The 16,386-nt window shown below is 68.6% G+C and carries 14 protein-coding genes; 13 read left to right on the top strand and 1 reads right to left on the bottom strand.

Annotation, left to right across the window (positions count from 1 at the left end; all coding sequences use genetic code 11):
* Positions 1–4: 4 nt before the first annotated feature.
* The 10 genes from QQZ11_RS00465 (at position 5) to QQZ11_RS00420 (ending at position 13,271) form a co-directional block, all read left to right on the top strand.
* Positions 5–1,435 carry a purine-cytosine permease family protein gene (locus tag QQZ11_RS00465; protein WP_284548104.1) on the top strand — a complete coding sequence of 477 codons (1,431 nt, stop codon included), beginning with the start codon at positions 5–7 and terminating at the stop codon, positions 1,433–1,435.
* Entirely contained in the window at positions 1,432–2,670 is a 1,239-nt protein-coding gene (gene dxr, locus QQZ11_RS00460; RefSeq protein ID WP_284548102.1) for a 1-deoxy-D-xylulose-5-phosphate reductoisomerase, read from the top strand. The genes QQZ11_RS00465 and dxr overlap by 4 nt, the downstream gene beginning before the upstream one ends.
* A complete protein-coding gene (locus tag QQZ11_RS00455) occupies positions 2,670–3,950 on the top strand; it encodes a M50 family metallopeptidase (protein ID WP_284548100.1) in 1,281 nt (426 codons plus the stop codon). The genes dxr and QQZ11_RS00455 overlap by 1 nt, the downstream gene beginning before the upstream one ends.
* 123 nt (positions 3,951–4,073) lie before the next feature.
* Positions 4,074–4,208: a hypothetical protein gene (locus tag QQZ11_RS00450; protein ID WP_022909842.1), complete on the top strand. Its 135-nt coding sequence runs from the start codon at positions 4,074–4,076 to the stop codon at positions 4,206–4,208.
* Complete coding sequence (locus tag QQZ11_RS00445) at positions 4,205–5,353, top strand: N(5)-(carboxyethyl)ornithine synthase (protein WP_022909843.1); 1,149 nt, start codon at positions 4,205–4,207, stop codon at positions 5,351–5,353. The genes QQZ11_RS00450 and QQZ11_RS00445 overlap by 4 nt, the downstream gene beginning before the upstream one ends.
* Before the next feature lie 153 nt (positions 5,354–5,506).
* Positions 5,507–8,152 (top strand): ExeM/NucH family extracellular endonuclease, encoded by a 2,646-nt coding sequence (locus QQZ11_RS00440; RefSeq protein WP_284548099.1) that lies wholly within the window; start codon positions 5,507–5,509, stop codon positions 8,150–8,152.
* Positions 8,153–8,484: 332 nt separating this feature from the next.
* Positions 8,485–9,627 carry a flavodoxin-dependent (E)-4-hydroxy-3-methylbut-2-enyl-diphosphate synthase gene (gene ispG / locus QQZ11_RS00435; protein ID WP_284548098.1) on the top strand — a complete coding sequence of 381 codons (1,143 nt, stop codon included), beginning with the start codon at positions 8,485–8,487 and terminating at the stop codon, positions 9,625–9,627.
* A 157-nt stretch (positions 9,628–9,784) separates the two neighbouring features.
* The gene (locus QQZ11_RS00430; protein ID WP_284548097.1) at positions 9,785–10,618 is read left to right on the top strand and encodes a GNAT family N-acetyltransferase; all 834 of its coding nucleotides are present in this window, start codon (positions 9,785–9,787) and stop codon (positions 10,616–10,618) included.
* Positions 10,619–10,735: 117 nt separating this feature from the next.
* Positions 10,736–12,481, top strand: a complete 1,746-nt coding sequence (locus tag QQZ11_RS00425) for a proline--tRNA ligase (RefSeq protein WP_022909846.1) — start codon at positions 10,736–10,738, stop codon at positions 12,479–12,481.
* A gap of 4 nt (positions 12,482–12,485) precedes the next feature.
* On the top strand, positions 12,486–13,271 hold the full coding sequence (locus QQZ11_RS00420) for a sulfite exporter TauE/SafE family protein (RefSeq protein WP_284548096.1): 786 nt from the start codon (positions 12,486–12,488) through the stop codon (positions 13,269–13,271).
* 27 nt (positions 13,272–13,298) lie between these two features.
* Here QQZ11_RS00420 and QQZ11_RS00415 read toward each other — a convergent pair whose 3' ends face one another.
* On the bottom strand, positions 13,299–14,279 hold the full coding sequence (locus QQZ11_RS00415; protein WP_284548095.1) for a DUF4439 domain-containing protein: 981 nt from the start codon (positions 14,277–14,279) through the stop codon (positions 13,299–13,301).
* Positions 14,280–14,388: 109 nt separating this feature from the next.
* Between QQZ11_RS00415 and rimP the strand changes: the two genes are divergently transcribed.
* The 3 genes from rimP to QQZ11_RS00400 are packed head-to-tail and all read left to right on the top strand — an operon-like array spanning position 14,389 to position 16,261.
* Complete coding sequence (gene rimP, locus QQZ11_RS00410) at positions 14,389–15,015, top strand: ribosome maturation factor RimP (RefSeq protein ID WP_284548093.1); 627 nt, start codon at positions 14,389–14,391, stop codon at positions 15,013–15,015.
* Positions 15,015–15,986 carry a transcription termination factor NusA gene (gene nusA / locus QQZ11_RS00405; protein WP_284548091.1) on the top strand — a complete coding sequence of 324 codons (972 nt, stop codon included), beginning with the start codon at positions 15,015–15,017 and terminating at the stop codon, positions 15,984–15,986. The genes rimP and nusA overlap by 1 nt, the downstream gene beginning before the upstream one ends.
* Positions 15,947–16,261 carry a YlxR family protein gene (locus QQZ11_RS00400; RefSeq protein ID WP_284548090.1) on the top strand — a complete coding sequence of 105 codons (315 nt, stop codon included), beginning with the start codon at positions 15,947–15,949 and terminating at the stop codon, positions 16,259–16,261. The genes nusA and QQZ11_RS00400 overlap by 40 nt, the downstream gene beginning before the upstream one ends.
* Positions 16,262–16,386 lie beyond the last annotated feature (125 nt).

The following is a 16,386-nucleotide window of genomic DNA, read 5'->3' as shown; positions in this document are numbered from 1 at the left end:
CTCCGTGCCCAGTCGGCACCGCATCGAGATGCAGGGCATCGACGTCATCGCGGAAGCCGACCGGCACGGGTCACCCCGGTCGCTGTTCTGGCCGTGGTGCGCCGGGAACATCTCGGTGCTCTCGGTCTCCTGGGGTGCCTACCTGTTCGACTTCGGCATCTCCTTCGGTCAGGCCCTGCTGGTGACGCTGGTCGGGGTGATCGGCTCGTTCCTGCTGGTCGGGCTCGTCTCGCTGGTGGGGCAGCGAGGGTCGGCCCCGACGATGGTGCTCTCCCGTGCGGTGTTCGGGGTGCACGGGAACATCCTGCCGGGCATCGTCAGCTACCTGTTGCTGCTGGGGTGGGAGATCGTGCTCACCTCGATGGCGGTGCTGTCGAGCCAGACGGTCGCCGACAGGCTCGGTCTCGGCGGCGGGGGGGTGGCGAAGGTTGCCGTCTTCGCCGTGGTGGTCGCCGTGACCGTCGTGTTGGGCGTGATCGGTTTCGACGCCGTCATGAAGGCACAACGATGGATCACGGTCGCCACCCTGGTCATGACCGCGGTGTTCATGGCCATGACCCTCGACCACATCAACCTGTCCCAGGTCACCTCGCACCCGGCCGGAGGGGCGGCGGCTGTGCTGGGCGCGGCCATGATGGTCTTCGCGGGGTTCGGGGTGGGCTGGACGAGCGCGGCGGCCGACTACTCGCGCTACCTGCCGCGACACACCTCGGGTCGCTCCATCGTCGGATGGACGACCTTCGGCGGCTCCTTGCCCGTGGTGGTGCTGATCGGCTACGGACTCCTCCTGTGCGGGTCCGACCCGACGCTGTCGAAGGCCTTGGCGAGCGACCCGATCGGCGCCCTCACCTCGGTGCTGCCGACCTGGTTCGTGGTGCCCTTCTGGCTGGTGGCGCTCACCGGTCTGGTGGCGGGCACCATCATGGACCTGTACTCCTCGGGGCTCGCGCTGGTGGCGATCGGCCTGCCCATCAAGCGGTGGGTCGCCGCGGGTGTCGACGGGGTGCTGGTCACGTTGGGCACCATCTACGTGGCCTGGTTCGCCTCCGACTTCCTCACCCCGTTCCAAGGGTTCCTGATCACCCTGGCCGTGCCGCTGGCCGCATGGACCGGGATCTTCTGCGCCGACCTCGTCAATCGATGGCGCGAGGGCTATGACGAGTCCAGGCTGTTCGACTCCGGCCCCACCGGCTACGGGTCGGTCCGCTGGTTCCCGGTGGCGTGGCTCGTGCTCACGTGTGGGGTCGGCTTCGGGCTGGTCACCAACTCCAACGCCAACTGGCTCAGCTGGCAGGGCTACCTGCTCGCCCCGTTCGGTCTGGGTGGCAAGGACGGGCCATGGGCCTACGCCAGCCTGGGGGTGCTGGTCGCACTGGCGCTGGGCTTCCTGGGGCAACTGGTGTGGATCAAGCTGCGTGCCAGACTGGTGGGGTGACTGCTGCACTCCGCCGCGTGACCATCCTCGGTTCCACCGGGTCGATCGGCACCCAGACCCTCGACGTGATCCGCACGCGCCGCGACCGGTTCGTCGTCCACGGGCTCTCGTCGGGGGGTTCGGACATCAAGACGCTCGCCGCGCAGGTGCTCGAGTTCTCACCGGCAGTGGTGGCCGTTGCGCGGGCCACGGTCGTGCAGGACCTTCAACTGGCGCTGTACGCGGAGGCGAGCCAACGCGGCTGGAACGCCGGTGAGCTGAGACTGCCGAAGATCATCGCTGGCCCCCACGCGTCGACCGAACTGGCCGCCGAGCCCGTCGACGTGGTGGTGAACGCGATCACGGGCGCCGCGGGCCTGCGTCCCACCCTGGCGACCCTCGGGGCTGGCACCACCCTGGCGTTGGCCAACAAGGAGTCTCTGGTGATCGGCGGTCGGCTCGTCACCCGGGCGGCCGCGCCCGGGCAGATCGTCGCGGTCGACTCCGAGCACTCGGCCTTCGCCCAGGCTCTGCGGGCAGGACGCAAGGACGAAGTGCGCAGGCTGGTCCTCACCGCCTCGGGAGGTCCGTTCCGGGGTCGCACCCGCGAGGAACTCGTGCACGTCACCCCCGACGAGGCGATGGCGCACCCGACCTGGAACATGGGCCGGGTGATCACCATCAACTCCTCGACCCTGGTCAACAAGGGTCTCGAACTGCTCGAGGCCGGCCTGCTCTATGACGTCGACCTCGACGACATCGTGGTCACCGTGCACCCGCAGTCGATCGTGCACTCGATGGTCGAGTACTGCGACGGGTCGACCATCGCCCAGGCCTCACCACCCGACATGCGCCTGCCGATCGCGCTCGGACTGACCTGGCCCGACCGGGTCGAGGGCGCCGCCGCTCCCTGTGACTGGACGACCGCCGCCACCTGGACCTTCGCGCCGTTGGACGACGAGGCCTTCCCCGCCGTGGCGCTCGCCCGCCGCGTCGGCACGCTGGGTGGCACCGCCCCCGCCGTCTACAACGCCTCCAACGAGGTGCTGGTCGATGCCTTCTGCGCGGGTCGGATCGGCTTCCTCGACATCGTCGACACCATCACCGAGGTCGTGGACGAGCACCTCTCGGCCCAGGAGCTGCCTGCCGCCCACGTGGCTGACACCGACCTCAGCGTCGAGGCGGTGCTGGCTGCCGACGGCTGGGCCAGGCAGCGAGCCGCTCGCCTGGTGCAGGAGAGAGCAGCGGTGCACTGATGGAGGTGCTCGTCATCATCGCGGGGGCGATCGGGTTCTTCGCCCTGATCATGGCCTCGATCGCCCTGCACGAGGTCGGGCACCTCGTGCCCGGCAAGATCTTCGACGTCAGGATCAGCCAGTACTTCGTCGGCTTCGGCAAGACCCTGTGGTCGTTCAAGCGGGGCGAGACCGAGTACGGCGTGAAGGCGATCCCGCTGGGCGGCTTCGTCCGGTTGCTGGGCATGTACCCTCCGGCGCGGCCGCAGGCTCGTCCGACCTGGTTGACCAGGCTGGCGGACACTGCCCGCGAGGCCGAGTACGAGCAGATCACCCCGGCCGACGAGGGGCGGTTGTTCCACCAGAAGAAGACCTGGCAGAAGCTGGTCATCATGGCCGGCGGTCCGCTGATGAACATCCTGCTGGCACTGCTGATCTTCACCGGCGTGAACGCGCTGCACGGCCAGTACCGGGCGCAGCTCTCGATCGCCAGTGTCAGCGAGTGCATCGTGCCGGCCGGACGAGCGGCCCAGACCTGCCAGCCCGGCGACCCAGCCACCCCGGCGGCCCGCGCCGGCCTCGAGGTGGGTGACGTGGTGCAGAGTTTCAACGGCACCGCGGTGACCTCGTGGGCGCAGTTCTCCGACCTGATCAGGGCGAACCGTGACCGTCGAGCAACCATCGTCGTCATGCGCCACGGCCAGCCGACCACCGTGACGACGAACACGGTGATCACCGGTGTCGTTGATCGGATCGACCCCTCCCGCACCGTTGAGGCGGGTTTCCTGGGAGTGGGACCCACCTACCGTCTCGAGCGATCGGGCCCGGTCACCGCCGCCCGTGACCTGTGGCAGCTGACGAAGCAGTCGACGGTGGCGTTGGCCAGCTTCCCGCAGCGCGTCTGGAACGTCGCGGTCGACATGGTGACGGGTCGTCCCCGGGACGAGAACGGTCCGATCTCCATCGTCGGAGCGAGCCGGGTCGCCGGTGAGATCGCCGCCGCCGACCAGGTACCGGCAGGCGATCGGGTGGCGTCCTGGTTCACCATGTTGGGGTCGGTCAACCTGTTCGTGGCGCTGTTGAACCTGGTCCCGCTGATGCCCTTGGACGGCGGCCACATGGCCGGTGCCGTGTGGGAGTGGGTGCGCCGACTGGCGGCCCGGGTGGCTCGACGTCCTGACCCCGGTCACGTCGACACGGCCAAACTGCTCCCGGTGGCCTACGTGGTGGGTGGCTTCCTGGCCCTGTCGGGTGCGGTGCTGATCATCGCCGACATCTTCTTCCCCGTCCGCCTGTTCTGAGCAGACTGCCTGAGAGCGTCCGCGCCCCGACCTCGTTGGCGCTGCCGGAAGCCCACCAATCGACCCGGACGGCGTAGGGTCACAGGACGGAGCCATTCAGGCTTCCTCCCAAAGGACAGTCCCATGAGCGACAAGTCGCCGCGGCAGAGCATGACCAAGAAGACCGGTAAGTCCATCAAGGAGAAGCGCGCAGCCAAGCGCAATCCGGCAGGTGAGGAATTGGTTGCTGACAAGGTGCAGCAGTCCAAGAAGAAGTGACCCTGCTGACGTTGGGTCTGATCTCGACGTCGTCCATGGAGAACGAGCGACGTCTGCCAGTCCACCCTGAGCACCTGTCCGGGCTGGATCCGGATCTTCGCGCTGCCATCACCCTGGAGCACGGCTACGGAGCCCGCTTCGGTGTCCGTGATGAAGCCCTCGCCGACCAGGTGGCGGGGTTCGCCTCCAGGGATTGGCTCCTGGCGCACTGCGACGTCGTGCTGCTGCCGAAACCCCAGCACAGCGATGTCGCGGCCATGGGTCCCGGGCAGGTGCTGTGGGGCTGGCCTCATTGTGTGCAGGACCCGGTCATGACCCAGTTGGCCATCGACCGAGGGTTGACCCTGATCGCGTTCGAGATGATGAACCACCGCACGTCGGAGGGCGCCATGGGGGTGCACGTCTTCCACAAGAACAACGAACTCGCGGGCTACTGCTCCGTGATCCACGCCCTGCAGTTGGCCGGGGTGACGGGTGACTACGGACGGCCGCTGAGGGCGGCGGTCATTGGCTTCGGGGCGACGGCGCGCGGTGCGGTGACCGCCCTCAAGGCGCACGGCGTGAACAACGTCACGGTGTTGACCAACCGCGAGGTGGCGGCGGTGGGGTCGCCGATCCACTCCACGACGATCCGCCGCTTCGAGCACGGTGCCGAGGGCACCCACCACGTGGTCACCGAGCACGGGCAGGAGCCACTGGCCGACCTCTTGGCGCGCACCGACGTCGTCGTCAACTGCACCCTGCAGGACCCGGCCCATCCCTTGGTGTACCTCCACTCCGAGGACCTGGCGACCTTCCGCCCCGGCAGTGTGATCGTCGACGTCTCCTGTGATCTGGGAATGGGTTTCAGCTGGGCTCGGCCCACCACCTTCGACGCTCCCACCTTCGTGGTCGGCGAGAACGTCCTCTACTACGGGGTTGACCACAGCCCCTCCTACCTGTGGAACGCGGCGACCTGGGAGAACAGCATGGCCCTGTTGCCGTTCCTGCGGCCCGTGCTCCGAGGAGCCGTCGGTTGGGATGGGGACGAGGTGCTCCGCCGCGCCATCGAGATTCGGGACGGACGTGTGGTCAATCCCGCGATCCTGGCCTTCCAAGGACGAGCGGCCGACCCCCCTCACGACAGGTCGGGCAGCATCCGGTGAACTTCGGGTGAACCGCTCCCGCCGCGCGCGGGGATGGCCCGAGCCCGTGGTTGGGTGAGGCTGCAACCAGCCGATCCAGTCCACCCGGTTCAGTCCGCCCGATTCAGTCCCCCCCGATGCAGTCCCCCCGATTCAATCACTGGGAGCCACGCCATGCAGCCCTCCGCCCGCGCGGGAGTCGGCCTCGTCCTGTTCGCCACCGCGCTCGTCGGTGTCATCCAGGCCGTGCCGGCCCGCGCCGCCGCCGACCACCTGATCATCAACGAGGCCCACCTGCGGGGCGGTTCCAGCAACCAGCCCTACACCCACAAGTTCGTCGAGATCCTCAACCCCACCGGTTCGCCGGTCGTGCTGGACGGACTGACCCTGCAGTACCGATCGGCCACCGGAACGAGCAACGCGACCACGGTCGTCCCGCTGACCGGAACCCTGGCCTCGGGGGACCTCCACGTCGTGCAGGGGGGATCCAACGGCACCACCGGCACGGCCCTGCCGGCCGGGGTCGTCGACCAGGTGGCCAGCGGACTCAACCCCAGTGGCACCACGGGGACGATCTACCTGGTGCAGGGCAGCAGCGCCACCCTCCCGGATGCGTCCTCGGTGGTCGACAAGCTCGGTTACGGCACGTCCAACTCCCCCGAGGGAACGGCCGCGACCTACACCGGCGCCAACTCCGACCCGGGAGCACTGGCCCGCACCACCACCGACGACACCGGCAACAACGCGGCCGACTTCGCGTTCACCACGGACATCACCCCAGGGGCGGCGAACCCCGGACAGTCCGCCGATGGGGGAGCACCGAGCACCCCCCCTACCAGCACACCACCAGCCCAGTCGCGCACCATCGCCGAGATCCAGGGGACGACCGACACCAGTCCTCTGGTCGGGCGGCAGGTGACCACGCGAGGTGTGGTGACGGCCGTCTATCCCACGGGTGGCTTCAACGGGTTCTACCTGCAGGCCCCCGGATCGGGTGGCGTGCCCAAGACCGCGAGCGACGCCTCGGACGGTGTCTTCGTGTACGGACGAACCGGTGTGTCGGTCGGCAACTGCCTCGACGTCAGCGGGACGGTCGTCGAGTACGGAGGGCTCACCGAACTCTCGGGCGTGACGACCACCGCCGTGGACGACTGTGCGCCGGTCGCCGTCACCGGGTTGGCCACCCTTCCGGTGACCGATGCCGACAAGGAGGCCTACGAGGGGATGCTGGTGCAGCCGCAGGGCACCTACACCATCACCAACAACCATGCGGCGAACCAGTACGGTCAACTCGACCTGGCCGTGGGGGACGAGCCGCTCTACACGCCAACCGACAAGGTGCCCCACACCGAGGCCGCTGCCTACGAGGCCCAGCAGGTGCGCAAGCTGATCACCCTCGATGACGGTTCCTCCTGGAACCTCCTGACCAACTCCACGGCCAAGAACTCCCCCTTGGCCTACCTGTCGGGCGCCACGCCCATGCGCACCGGATCGCACGTGTCCTTCACCGGGCCGGTGATCCTCGACCACCGCTTCCAGTGGAACTACCAGCCCACCCGCCAGGTGGTGGGGGCGGAGGTCGACTTCCTGGCCAGCGAGAACGATCGTCCGACCTCGGTGCCCGCCGTGGGGGGTGACGTCAAGCTCGCCACCTTCAACGTGCTGAACTACTTCACCGACCTCGGTCAGGACGAAGCTGGCTGCAAGGCATACACCGACCGCTCGGGCACCCCGGTCGGGACCAACGGCTGCCAGGTGCGGGGCGCCTACACGCCCGCCGCCTTCGCCGACCAGCAGGCCAAGATCGTCTCGGCCGTCAACGGGCTCGACGCCGACGTGGTGGCGCTGATGGAGATCGAGAATTCCGCCAACTTCGGCCACGACCGCGACCAGACGCTGGCCAACCTGGTCGACGCCCTCAACGCCGCCGACCCGGGCAAGGGCTGGAGGTATGTGCCGACCAGTCCCGCGCAGGTGCCCACCGGCGAGGACAACATCCGGCTGGCCTTCATCTACCGCGCGGGCACCGTGGCGCCGGTCGACGGCTCGGTGATCCTCAGCGACCCGGCGTTCGCCAATGCACGCCAGCCGCTGGGCCAGAAGTTCGAGGTGCGCGGGACCAAGACCTCATTCGTCGCCGTCGCCAACCACTTCAAGTCGAAGGGTTCCGGAGCCGACGACGGCACCGGACAGGGCCTGTCCAACCCCTCCCGCAAGGCGCAGGCCACCGCGCTCACCTCCTGGGTGGGCCAGGTGTTCGCCGACCAGCCGGTGTTCCTGCTGGGCGACTTCAATGCCTACTCCAAGGAGGAACCGGTGCAGATCATCGAGTCCGCCGGCTTCAGCAATGTGGTCACCAGCGATGACACCACCTACCAGTTCGGCGGACGACTGGGTTCACTCGACCACGTGTTCGGCAATGACCGGGCCCGGCAGTTGGTCAGCTCGGGCGCCGTCTGGAACATCAACGGCGACGAATCGGTCGCGTTCCAGTACTCCCGCCGCAACTACAACGTGACCGACCTCTACGCCGCCGACCCCTTCGCGTCGTCCGACCACGACCCGGCGGTCGTCGGCATCGTGGCGGTCAAGGTCGTCGACGTCGCCATCAAGGGCAACCGGGTGGGTGTCGAGACCGCGGGGCTGCCCCTCGGTGCCACCGTCACGGTGTCCGCCGTGCTGGACGACGGCAGCACCCGCACCTTCACGGCCACCGTCACCGGATCGGCCCTGTCGTTCAAGGCGCCAAGCGTCAAGAGCGCAACCGTCGAGGTCACCAGCGGTGGCCACGTGGTCGGGTCGGGTTCGGCCCTGAAGTGAGGTGCGGTCCGGCCCCCACGTGAGCCGCGGTTCGGCCGCTCACGGCTGATCCGAACCCAGCGCCCGTCGTCCTGCCATGGATGGCGGGCGCTGTGGCGTGTCGGGAGTCGCCGTGCCCGAAGTTCCACGCGAAACGGGGCAGGTGAGCGGCCTTCTCGTCAGCTGGCGTGACGAACACCGCGCTGGCGTGCCCCAACTGGCGCGGAATGTTCGGCGCGGATACCCGGCGTGCCCCGCCTGCTGGATCGCTCCACGACGCGCTCACGCCCTGGGCGCACCGCTCGGCGCCCGGTGGGGCGCTCCGGCGTTCCTGCGCGCGGTAATCTGGCCCCATGAGCGTCAATCTCGGTCTGCCCGCCATGCCCCCGCCCGTGCTGGCCCCCCGTCGCAAGACCCGTCAGATCAAGGTCGGCAAGGTGATGGTCGGTGGCGACGCCCCCATCTCGGTGCAGTCGATGACCACCACCAAGACCACCGACATCAACGCCACCCTGCAGCAGATCGCCGAGCTCACCGCCACAGGCTGCGACATCGTGCGGGTCGCGGTTCCCTCGCAGGACGACGCCGAGGCCTTGCCGGCCATCGCACACAAGTCGCAGATCCCCGTGATCGCCGACATCCACTTCCAGCCGAAGTACGTCTACGCCGCCATCGACGCCGGGTGCGCCGCCGTCCGCGTGAACCCGGGCAACATCCGGGCCTTCGACGACCAGGTCGCCGGCATCGCCAAGGCAGCCGCCGACGCTGGTGTCTCCATCCGCATCGGCGTGAACGCTGGATCCCTCGACAAGCGACTGCTCGAGAAGTACGGGGCTCCCACCCCGGAGGCGCTGGTCGCGTCAGCCCTGTGGGAGGCGAGCCTGTTCGAGGACGTGGGTTTCCACGACTTCAAGATCTCGGTCAAGCACCACGACCCCGTCGTGATGGTGCGCGCCTACGAGATGCTCTCCGAGAAGTGTGAGTACCCCCTGCACCTGGGCGTGACCGAGGCCGGTCCCGCCTTCCAGGGCACCATCAAGTCGTCCGTCGCCTTCGGTGCACTGCTCGCTCAGGGCATCGGTGACACCATCCGAGTGTCGCTGTCGGCCCCGCCCGTCGAGGAGGTCAAGGTCGGCATCAAGATCCTCGAGTCGCTCAACCTTCGTCCGCGCCACCTCGAGATCGTCTCGTGCCCCTCGTGCGGACGTGCCCAGGTCGACGTCTACACCCTCGCCGAGAAGGTGACCGAAGGTCTCGAGGGCATGACCGTACCCCTGCGCGTGGCCGTCATGGGCTGTGTTGTCAACGGCCCGGGAGAGGCTCGTGAGGCCGACCTCGGTGTCGCCTCCGGCAACGGCAAGGGGCAGATCTTCGTCAAGGGTGAGGTCATCAAGACCGTGCCCGAGTCGGAGATCGTGCAGACCCTGATCGAGGAGGCGAATCGGATCGCCGCCGAGACGACCGAGATCGGTGCCCCTCAGGTCTCGGTCGGCTGAGGTCTGGGCGTGCCACGGCGCGGCCGTTCGACTCCGAGCAGTCGGCAGGCGTGCGTGACAGACTGAGCGGCGTGCCAGCCGTTGTCTCCTCCACTCGTCAGCTCCCCGTGAGCTCCATGGGCACCGCGTCGAGCCCGGCCGTCCCGGGGTCCGCTGGATGAGCACACGACTCAGGGTGCTGGGCAATGCCGATGTGGCGGCCGCCCTGGAACTGCTTCGTCCCGAGCCCATCTCGAACCTGTTCCTGCGGGCCCGATTCGCCCACCACGGTCTCGATCGGGTCACCCTCGGCTGCGAGGTGCTCGGGTTCGAGCGCAACCGCCAGCTGGTGGCCTTGTGCCACGTCGGCTCCAACCTCGTGCCCGCCGGGGACGACACCGAGGCCCTGGCCGCCTTCGCTGCCAAGATCGGGGCACGCAGGCATTCGTCCTCGATCATGGGGCGAGCACCCCTGGTGCGAGGACTGTTCGACCACCTCGTGGAGCGACACCAGAGCTGGGGCCACCCTCGCGAGCTGCGGTACCACCAGCCGCTGATGGTGATCGACCATGACTCCCCGTTCGCGGGTGATCCCCGCGTGCGCCAGGTCACGCTGCAGGAATTCGAGCCCTACTTCGACGCGGCGGTGAAGATGTACACCGAGGAGGTCGGCGTCTCACCGCTCGACCCCTCCGGCGGGTACCGCTCGCACATGCGACGGCTGGTCATGGACGGGCAGTGCTACGCGATCATCGAGGACGGCAGGGTGCTGTTCAAGGCCGACGTGGGTACGGCCTACGGCACCATCTGCCAGATCCAGGGCGTCTGGCTCGCCCCCGAACTTCGGGGTCAAGGCCTGTCGGTCCCCGCCATGGCGAAGGTGATCGAACTCGTGCGTGAGCGGTACCCGGTGGTCTCGCTGTACGTGAACGACTTCAACACCCGCGCCCGCAAGTTGTACGAGCGCTGCGGGATGCGCACCATCGATGCCCTGGCGACCGTCCTGTACTGACCGCGGGACCACCAGCCGCGCCCCGTCCGGAAACTGGTGCCGGGGTCAGGGGTCTGCACCGATAGGCTGAGCGGCGTTCCCCATCGCCGCCAGAGAGGCCCCAGCGTGATCACCAGGATGTCGCAGTTGTTCGTCCGCACCCTGCGAGAGGACCCTGCCGATGCCGAGGTGCCCAGCCACCGCTGGCTGGTGCGTGCCGGTTACATCCGTCGTGCCGCTCCCGGTGTCTACAGCTGGCTGCCGTTGGGGTTGAAGGTGCTGCAGAAGGTCGAGGCCATCGTCCGCGAGGAGATGGACGCCATCGGCGCGCAGGAGGTGCGCTTCCCGGCGCTCCTGCCGCGCGAGCCCTACGAGGCGACCGACCGGTGGACCGAGTACGGCGACAACCTGTTCCGCCTCAAGGACCGCAAGGGTGCCGACCTGCTGCTGGGGCCGACCCACGAGGAGATGTTCACCCTGCTGGTGAAGGATCTCTACAGCTCGTACAAGGACCTGCCGCTGTCGCTCTACCAGGTGCAGACCAAGTACCGGGACGAGGCGCGTCCCCGTGCGGGGCTGCTGCGCGGCCGCGAGTTCGTGATGAAGGACTCCTACTCCTTCGACGTGGACGAGGCCGGTCTCGAGCTGAGCTACCAGCAGCACCGTGAGGCCTACATCAAGATCTTCGACCGTCTCGGGTTCGAGTACGTCATCGTCAAGGCCGACGCCGGCGCCATGGGTGGTTCGGCGTCCGAGGAGTTCCTCGCGATTGCCGCCAACGGGGAGGACACCTTCGTCCGTTCGCCGGGTGGCTACGCCGCCAACGTCGAGGCCGTCGAGCGTCCGCTCGCCGCTGAGGTGGACGCCTCGTCGGTGGGTGCGAGCAGGGTGGTCGACACCCCCGACAGCCCCACCATCGAGTCGCTGGTCGCGCTCGTCAATGCCGAGCACCCGCGTCCCGACCGTGTCTGGACGGCCGCTGACACCCTCAAGAACGTGCTCTTCGTGCTGCACCACCCCGACGGTTCGACCGAGCCGCTGGCCGTGGGGCTGCCGGGCGACCGCGAGGTCGACCCCAAGCGCCTCGAGGCAGCCGTGGGTCCGGCCGAGGCGGTGCCGTTCGGCGAGGAGGACTTCGCGGCGTACCCCACCCTCGTCAAGGGGTACATCGGCCCCCGCGCGCTGGGCGCGGAGAGCCCGAGCAAGGTGCGCTACCTCGTCGACCCCTCCGTGGTGTCGGGGACGGCATGGGTGACCGGTGCCGACGAGGCGGGCCGTCACGTCATCGACCTGGTGGTCGGTCGCGATTTCACCGCGGACGGGCACCTCGATGTCGCCGAGATCCGGGAGGGCGACCCGTCGCCCGACGGTTCGGGACCGCTGACGTTGGCGCGCGGCATCGAGATGGGCCACATCTTCCAGTTGGGTCGCAAGTACGCCGAGGCCCTCGGGCTGAAGGTGCTCGACCAGAACGGGAAGCTGGTCACCGTCACCATGGGTTCCTACGGCATCGGCTGTTCACGCGCCGTGGCCGCCGTCGCTGAGGGCACCGCCGACGAGAAGGGTCTGTGCTGGCCGCGCAACCTCGCCCCCTACGAGGTGATGGTGCTCGCGACCGGCAAGGGTGACGAGGTCTCCGCCTTCGCCGAGAAGCTGGCCTCTGAGTTGGACGATGCCGGGGTCGCGGTGCTCCTGGACGATCGCAAGGCCTCGCCCGGGGTCAAGTTCGCCGATTCGGAGGTGCTCGGCATGCCGACCTCGGTGGTCGTCGGACGAGGCCTGGCTGACGGGCTCGTCGAGATTCGCGACCGCGCCACGGGCACCGCCCGCACGGTCGCCGTCGAGGATGCCTTGGCCGAGGTGCTGCGCGAGCTCGAGAGCTGACCTCGTGGAGCTTGCGCTTCACGTCGTCCTGCTGCTGGTGCTCGCTGCCTTCGTGGCGGGCTGGGTCGATGCCGTGGTGGGCGGCGGAGGGCTGATCCAGCTCCCCAGCCTGCTGATCGGTCTGCCCGCCGACACCTCGGTGGCGGCCATCTCCGGCACCAACAAGGTGTCGTCGGCGGCGGGAACCCTGGTGGCGACCACCACCTACCTGCGCAAGGTCCGCGTGGACTGGTGGATCGCGGTCCCGCTGATGGTGTTCGCCTACCTCGGGTCGACGTCGGGGGCGAGACTGGTGAACTTCCTGCCCAAGCAGTGGTTCACCCCGATCGTGCTGGTCGCTCTCGTGGGAGTGGGCCTCTACACCGTCCGCAGGCCCACCCTCGGACTGCACCATGAGGTGAGGCGTCATGGTTGGGCCGCGGCTGCGACGGCCGCCGGCATCGGCGCCGTGGTGGGGCTGTACGACGGCTTCCTGGGGCCCGGAACTGGGTCGTTCTTCGTGATCGCCCTCGTCGGGCTGCTGGGTTACGGCTTCCTGCAGGCCAGCGTTCTGGCCAAGCTGGCCAACCTCACCACGAACGTGGCAGCGATCTCCGTCTTCTCCATCCAGGGAGTGATCATCTGGAAGTTGGCGCTCGCCATGGCGGCAGCCAATCTCAGTGGCGGGTTCATCGGCGCCCAGATGGCCGTGCGCCACGGTTCCGCGTTCGTCAGGCGGGTCTTCCTGGTGGTGGTGGGGATCCTGATCCTCAAACTCGGCTGGGACAGCCTGCGGATCTTCATCGGCTGAGGCCGACGGCACGCCCTTCCGGGTAGATCACACCCAGCCCGGGAACCAGCTGACGCCGGTCCATCGGGTCACCTGGGGCAGCTGTGTGAGCCAGGCGGCGTGTGCTGCGGTGCGTGCTTCGTCCGTCGCGGGTGTGGCGCAGAACACCCCTGCTGCCGCGTTGAACAGGTCGGTCTCGATCGTCGCCATCACCGCAGCCACCGTGCCCGCGGCCGGGCGAATCGGGAGTTCGTAGCCGGGTTCGGGCGGGGGAGGGGTTGCACCGGCCGCCCGCATCGTCGCCTGCAGGTCGACCCGCTGCTGCACCAGCAGACCCCTCCGCTGGGCCAGTTGGGTCCGCAGGCTGCCCGGACGAAGGGCCCCGACCAGCGCGGCCAGGGCTTGGTCAGCACGGAAGAGGTGTTCGACCAGGACTGACTGGGCCGAACCCAGGGATTCGGACTCGAACGAGAAGGGGACGACCCCGTGGTCGACGGGTGGATGGGGCGCTGGCTGGGCGCTGGCGCTGGCGAAGACCGACAAGGATCCCCAGAGCAGGGCGTCCGGGCCGGTTTCGGCGCTGAGCGCGACGGTCAACAGTGTGGCCGCCTCAGCCGTCGCGAGGGTCGCCAGTTCGTCCGTGGCCCGGACGGCGGGCACGCGAGCCCCAGTCGTACGTGGGGAGCCGGATGCCATGGGGTCGTCCCCCAGGGCACCGCTCAGGGGATCGGGTCGGAGCAGCACGCGCCGCTGCAGCTGCAGAGCGCGTTGTACGGCGGTCGTCCACGCCACTTCGGCGGGCGTGGCGCCGGTCGCGGTGCGCAGTACCTGCAGTGCGGCGGTCAGCGACTCGTTGCCCGCGAGGGCATTCACCTGGGCCTGCTCGGGGGTCGGGCTGGGTCTGGGCAGGTTGCGGACAGCGGATCCGTGAACAGTGGGGTCGAAGAAGGAACACCCGGACAGCGGCGTCGCCACCAGCGCCAGACCCGCCGTGAGCCCGAAGGCGCGGCGACTGAGCGGTGTGGGCATGCCCCCAGCGTAGGGCCCGGCACCAGCTCGCGATCGGCGCTCGGGTCGTGCCGGCTGGACTACACTTGTGCGGCACAACAGGACTGCACAACAGAAAGAGGCCAGAGAAGTGAATGACACACGATTCAGTGATGTCGTGGAGCCCGTGCTGGCCACCCACGGACTCGAGCTCGACGAGCTCGAGGTGATCCCCGCCGGACGTCGTTCGGTGCTGCGGGTCACCGTGGACGGTGACGGCCCCCACGGGCGAGGCCCCCTGCTGGACGACATCGCATCCGCCACCCGTGACATCTCGGACGCCCTCGACGCGATCGACGCCATGGCAGGTGCCTACACTCTCGAGGTCTCGAGCCGCGGCATCGGCCGCCCGCTCACCGAACCCAAGCACTTCCGCCGCAACCTCACCCGTCTGGTCAAGGCCACCCTGGCCGACGGCACCTCCCTGGTCGGTCGCATCGTCGCCGTGGAGGGCGACCGGCTCACCCTCGAGGTGACACCCGAATCCGTGAAGGGCAATCGCAACCCCAAGCCCGTCAGCCACGACCTGCTGATCAGTGACATCACGAAGGCCCTGGTGCAGGTCGAGATGAACCGCTCCATCGATGACTACGACGTGGACGACATCCCAGACGAGGACGACCCCGACGAGGACGAACCCGACGAGGACGATCTGGACGACGACGATCTGGACGACGACGACCTGCACGGCGACGTGGACGAGGAGGAGGATCACTGATGGATGTCGACATGGCCGCCCTGCGGCAGATCGAGCGCGACAAGGGGGTCTCCCTGGACTACGTCGTTCGCGCCCTTGAGGACGCCCTGCTCAACGCCTACGAGAAGACCCCGCTGCACATGTCCCACAGCCGGGTCGAGGTCAACACCAAGACCGGGCAGGTGCACGTCTGGGCCCCCGAACTCGACGCGGAGGGGCAGAAGATCGGCGAGTACGACGACACCCCCGACGGCTTCGGGCGCATCGCCGCATCGATGGCCCGGCAGGTGATCTTCCAGCGGTTGCGTGAGGCCGAGGACGAGCGCAAGTACGGGCACTTCCTCGCCAAGGAGGGCGACATCCTCACCGGGGTCGTCCAGCAGGACCGTGACTCCCGCGTCGTGAGAGTCAACCTCGGCGAGATCGAGGCGATCATGCCGCCGGCCGAACAGTCGCCGGGCGAGGTCTACTCCCACAACAAGCGACTGCGGGTCTACGTCGTGGCCGTGCGCAAGGAACTCCGGGGGCCCCAGGTGGTGGTCTCCCGTACCCATCCGAACCTGGTGAAGAGGCTGTTCCAGCTCGAGGTGCCTGAGATCGAGCAGGGCATCGTCGAGATCAAGGAGGTCGCCCGTGAGGCCGGCCACCGCACCAAGATCGCCGTCGTCTCCAAGAACCCGCAGGTGTCGGCGAAGGGCGCGTGCATCGGACCCATGGGCCAGCGTGTCCGAGCCGTCATGCACGAGCTCAACGAGGAGAAGATCGACATCATCGACTGGTCTGAGGACCCGGCCGAGTTCGTGGGCGAGGCCTTGTCGCCTGCTCGGGTCAGCTCGGTCACGGTCGTCGATGCCCAGGCCCGCGCCGCCCGGGTGGTCGTCCCTGACTACCAGCTGTCGCTGGCCATCGGTCGTGAGGGCCAGAACGCGAGGTTGGCCGCGAGGTTGACGGGGTGGAGGATCGACATCCGCTCCGACGCCGCTCCCGAGTGATGCTCCCCAGCGCGGCTCCGGGTGTGGGGGGCTCGGGCGGCGACGGCCCGATCCGCACCTGTGTGGGTTGTCGCAGGGTCGCCGGCCGCGACGAGTTGGTGCGCCACGTCGTGGTCGACGGGGTGGTGGTGGTCGACCCGGGTCGCCGGTTGCCCGGACGGGGCAGCTGGCTCCACCCCGATCCGGCATGTCTGGCCGCTGCCGTCAAGCGGGGCGGCTTCGCCCGCAGCCAACGTCGCCCGGCCGACCCCTCCGGGCTGCTCTCGCAGAGGTGAGCTGCGCCCCGCGGATCATTCGGTTCGCGCCGCCCGCCGTGACTGGCTAAACTTGAACCCGCGTGTCCGCTCGATCCACGAGCGTGACCTCCGTCCTGCCCCGCCGACTACGGGTGCCGCGTTTC

The sequence above is a fragment of the Aestuariimicrobium sp. T2.26MG-19.2B genome, assembly GCF_950101875.1.
In the GTDB taxonomy this organism is placed as follows: Bacteria; Actinomycetota; Actinomycetes; order Propionibacteriales; family Propionibacteriaceae; genus Aestuariimicrobium; species Aestuariimicrobium kwangyangense.
This window is presented reverse-complemented; position numbering and strand designations above follow the sequence as displayed.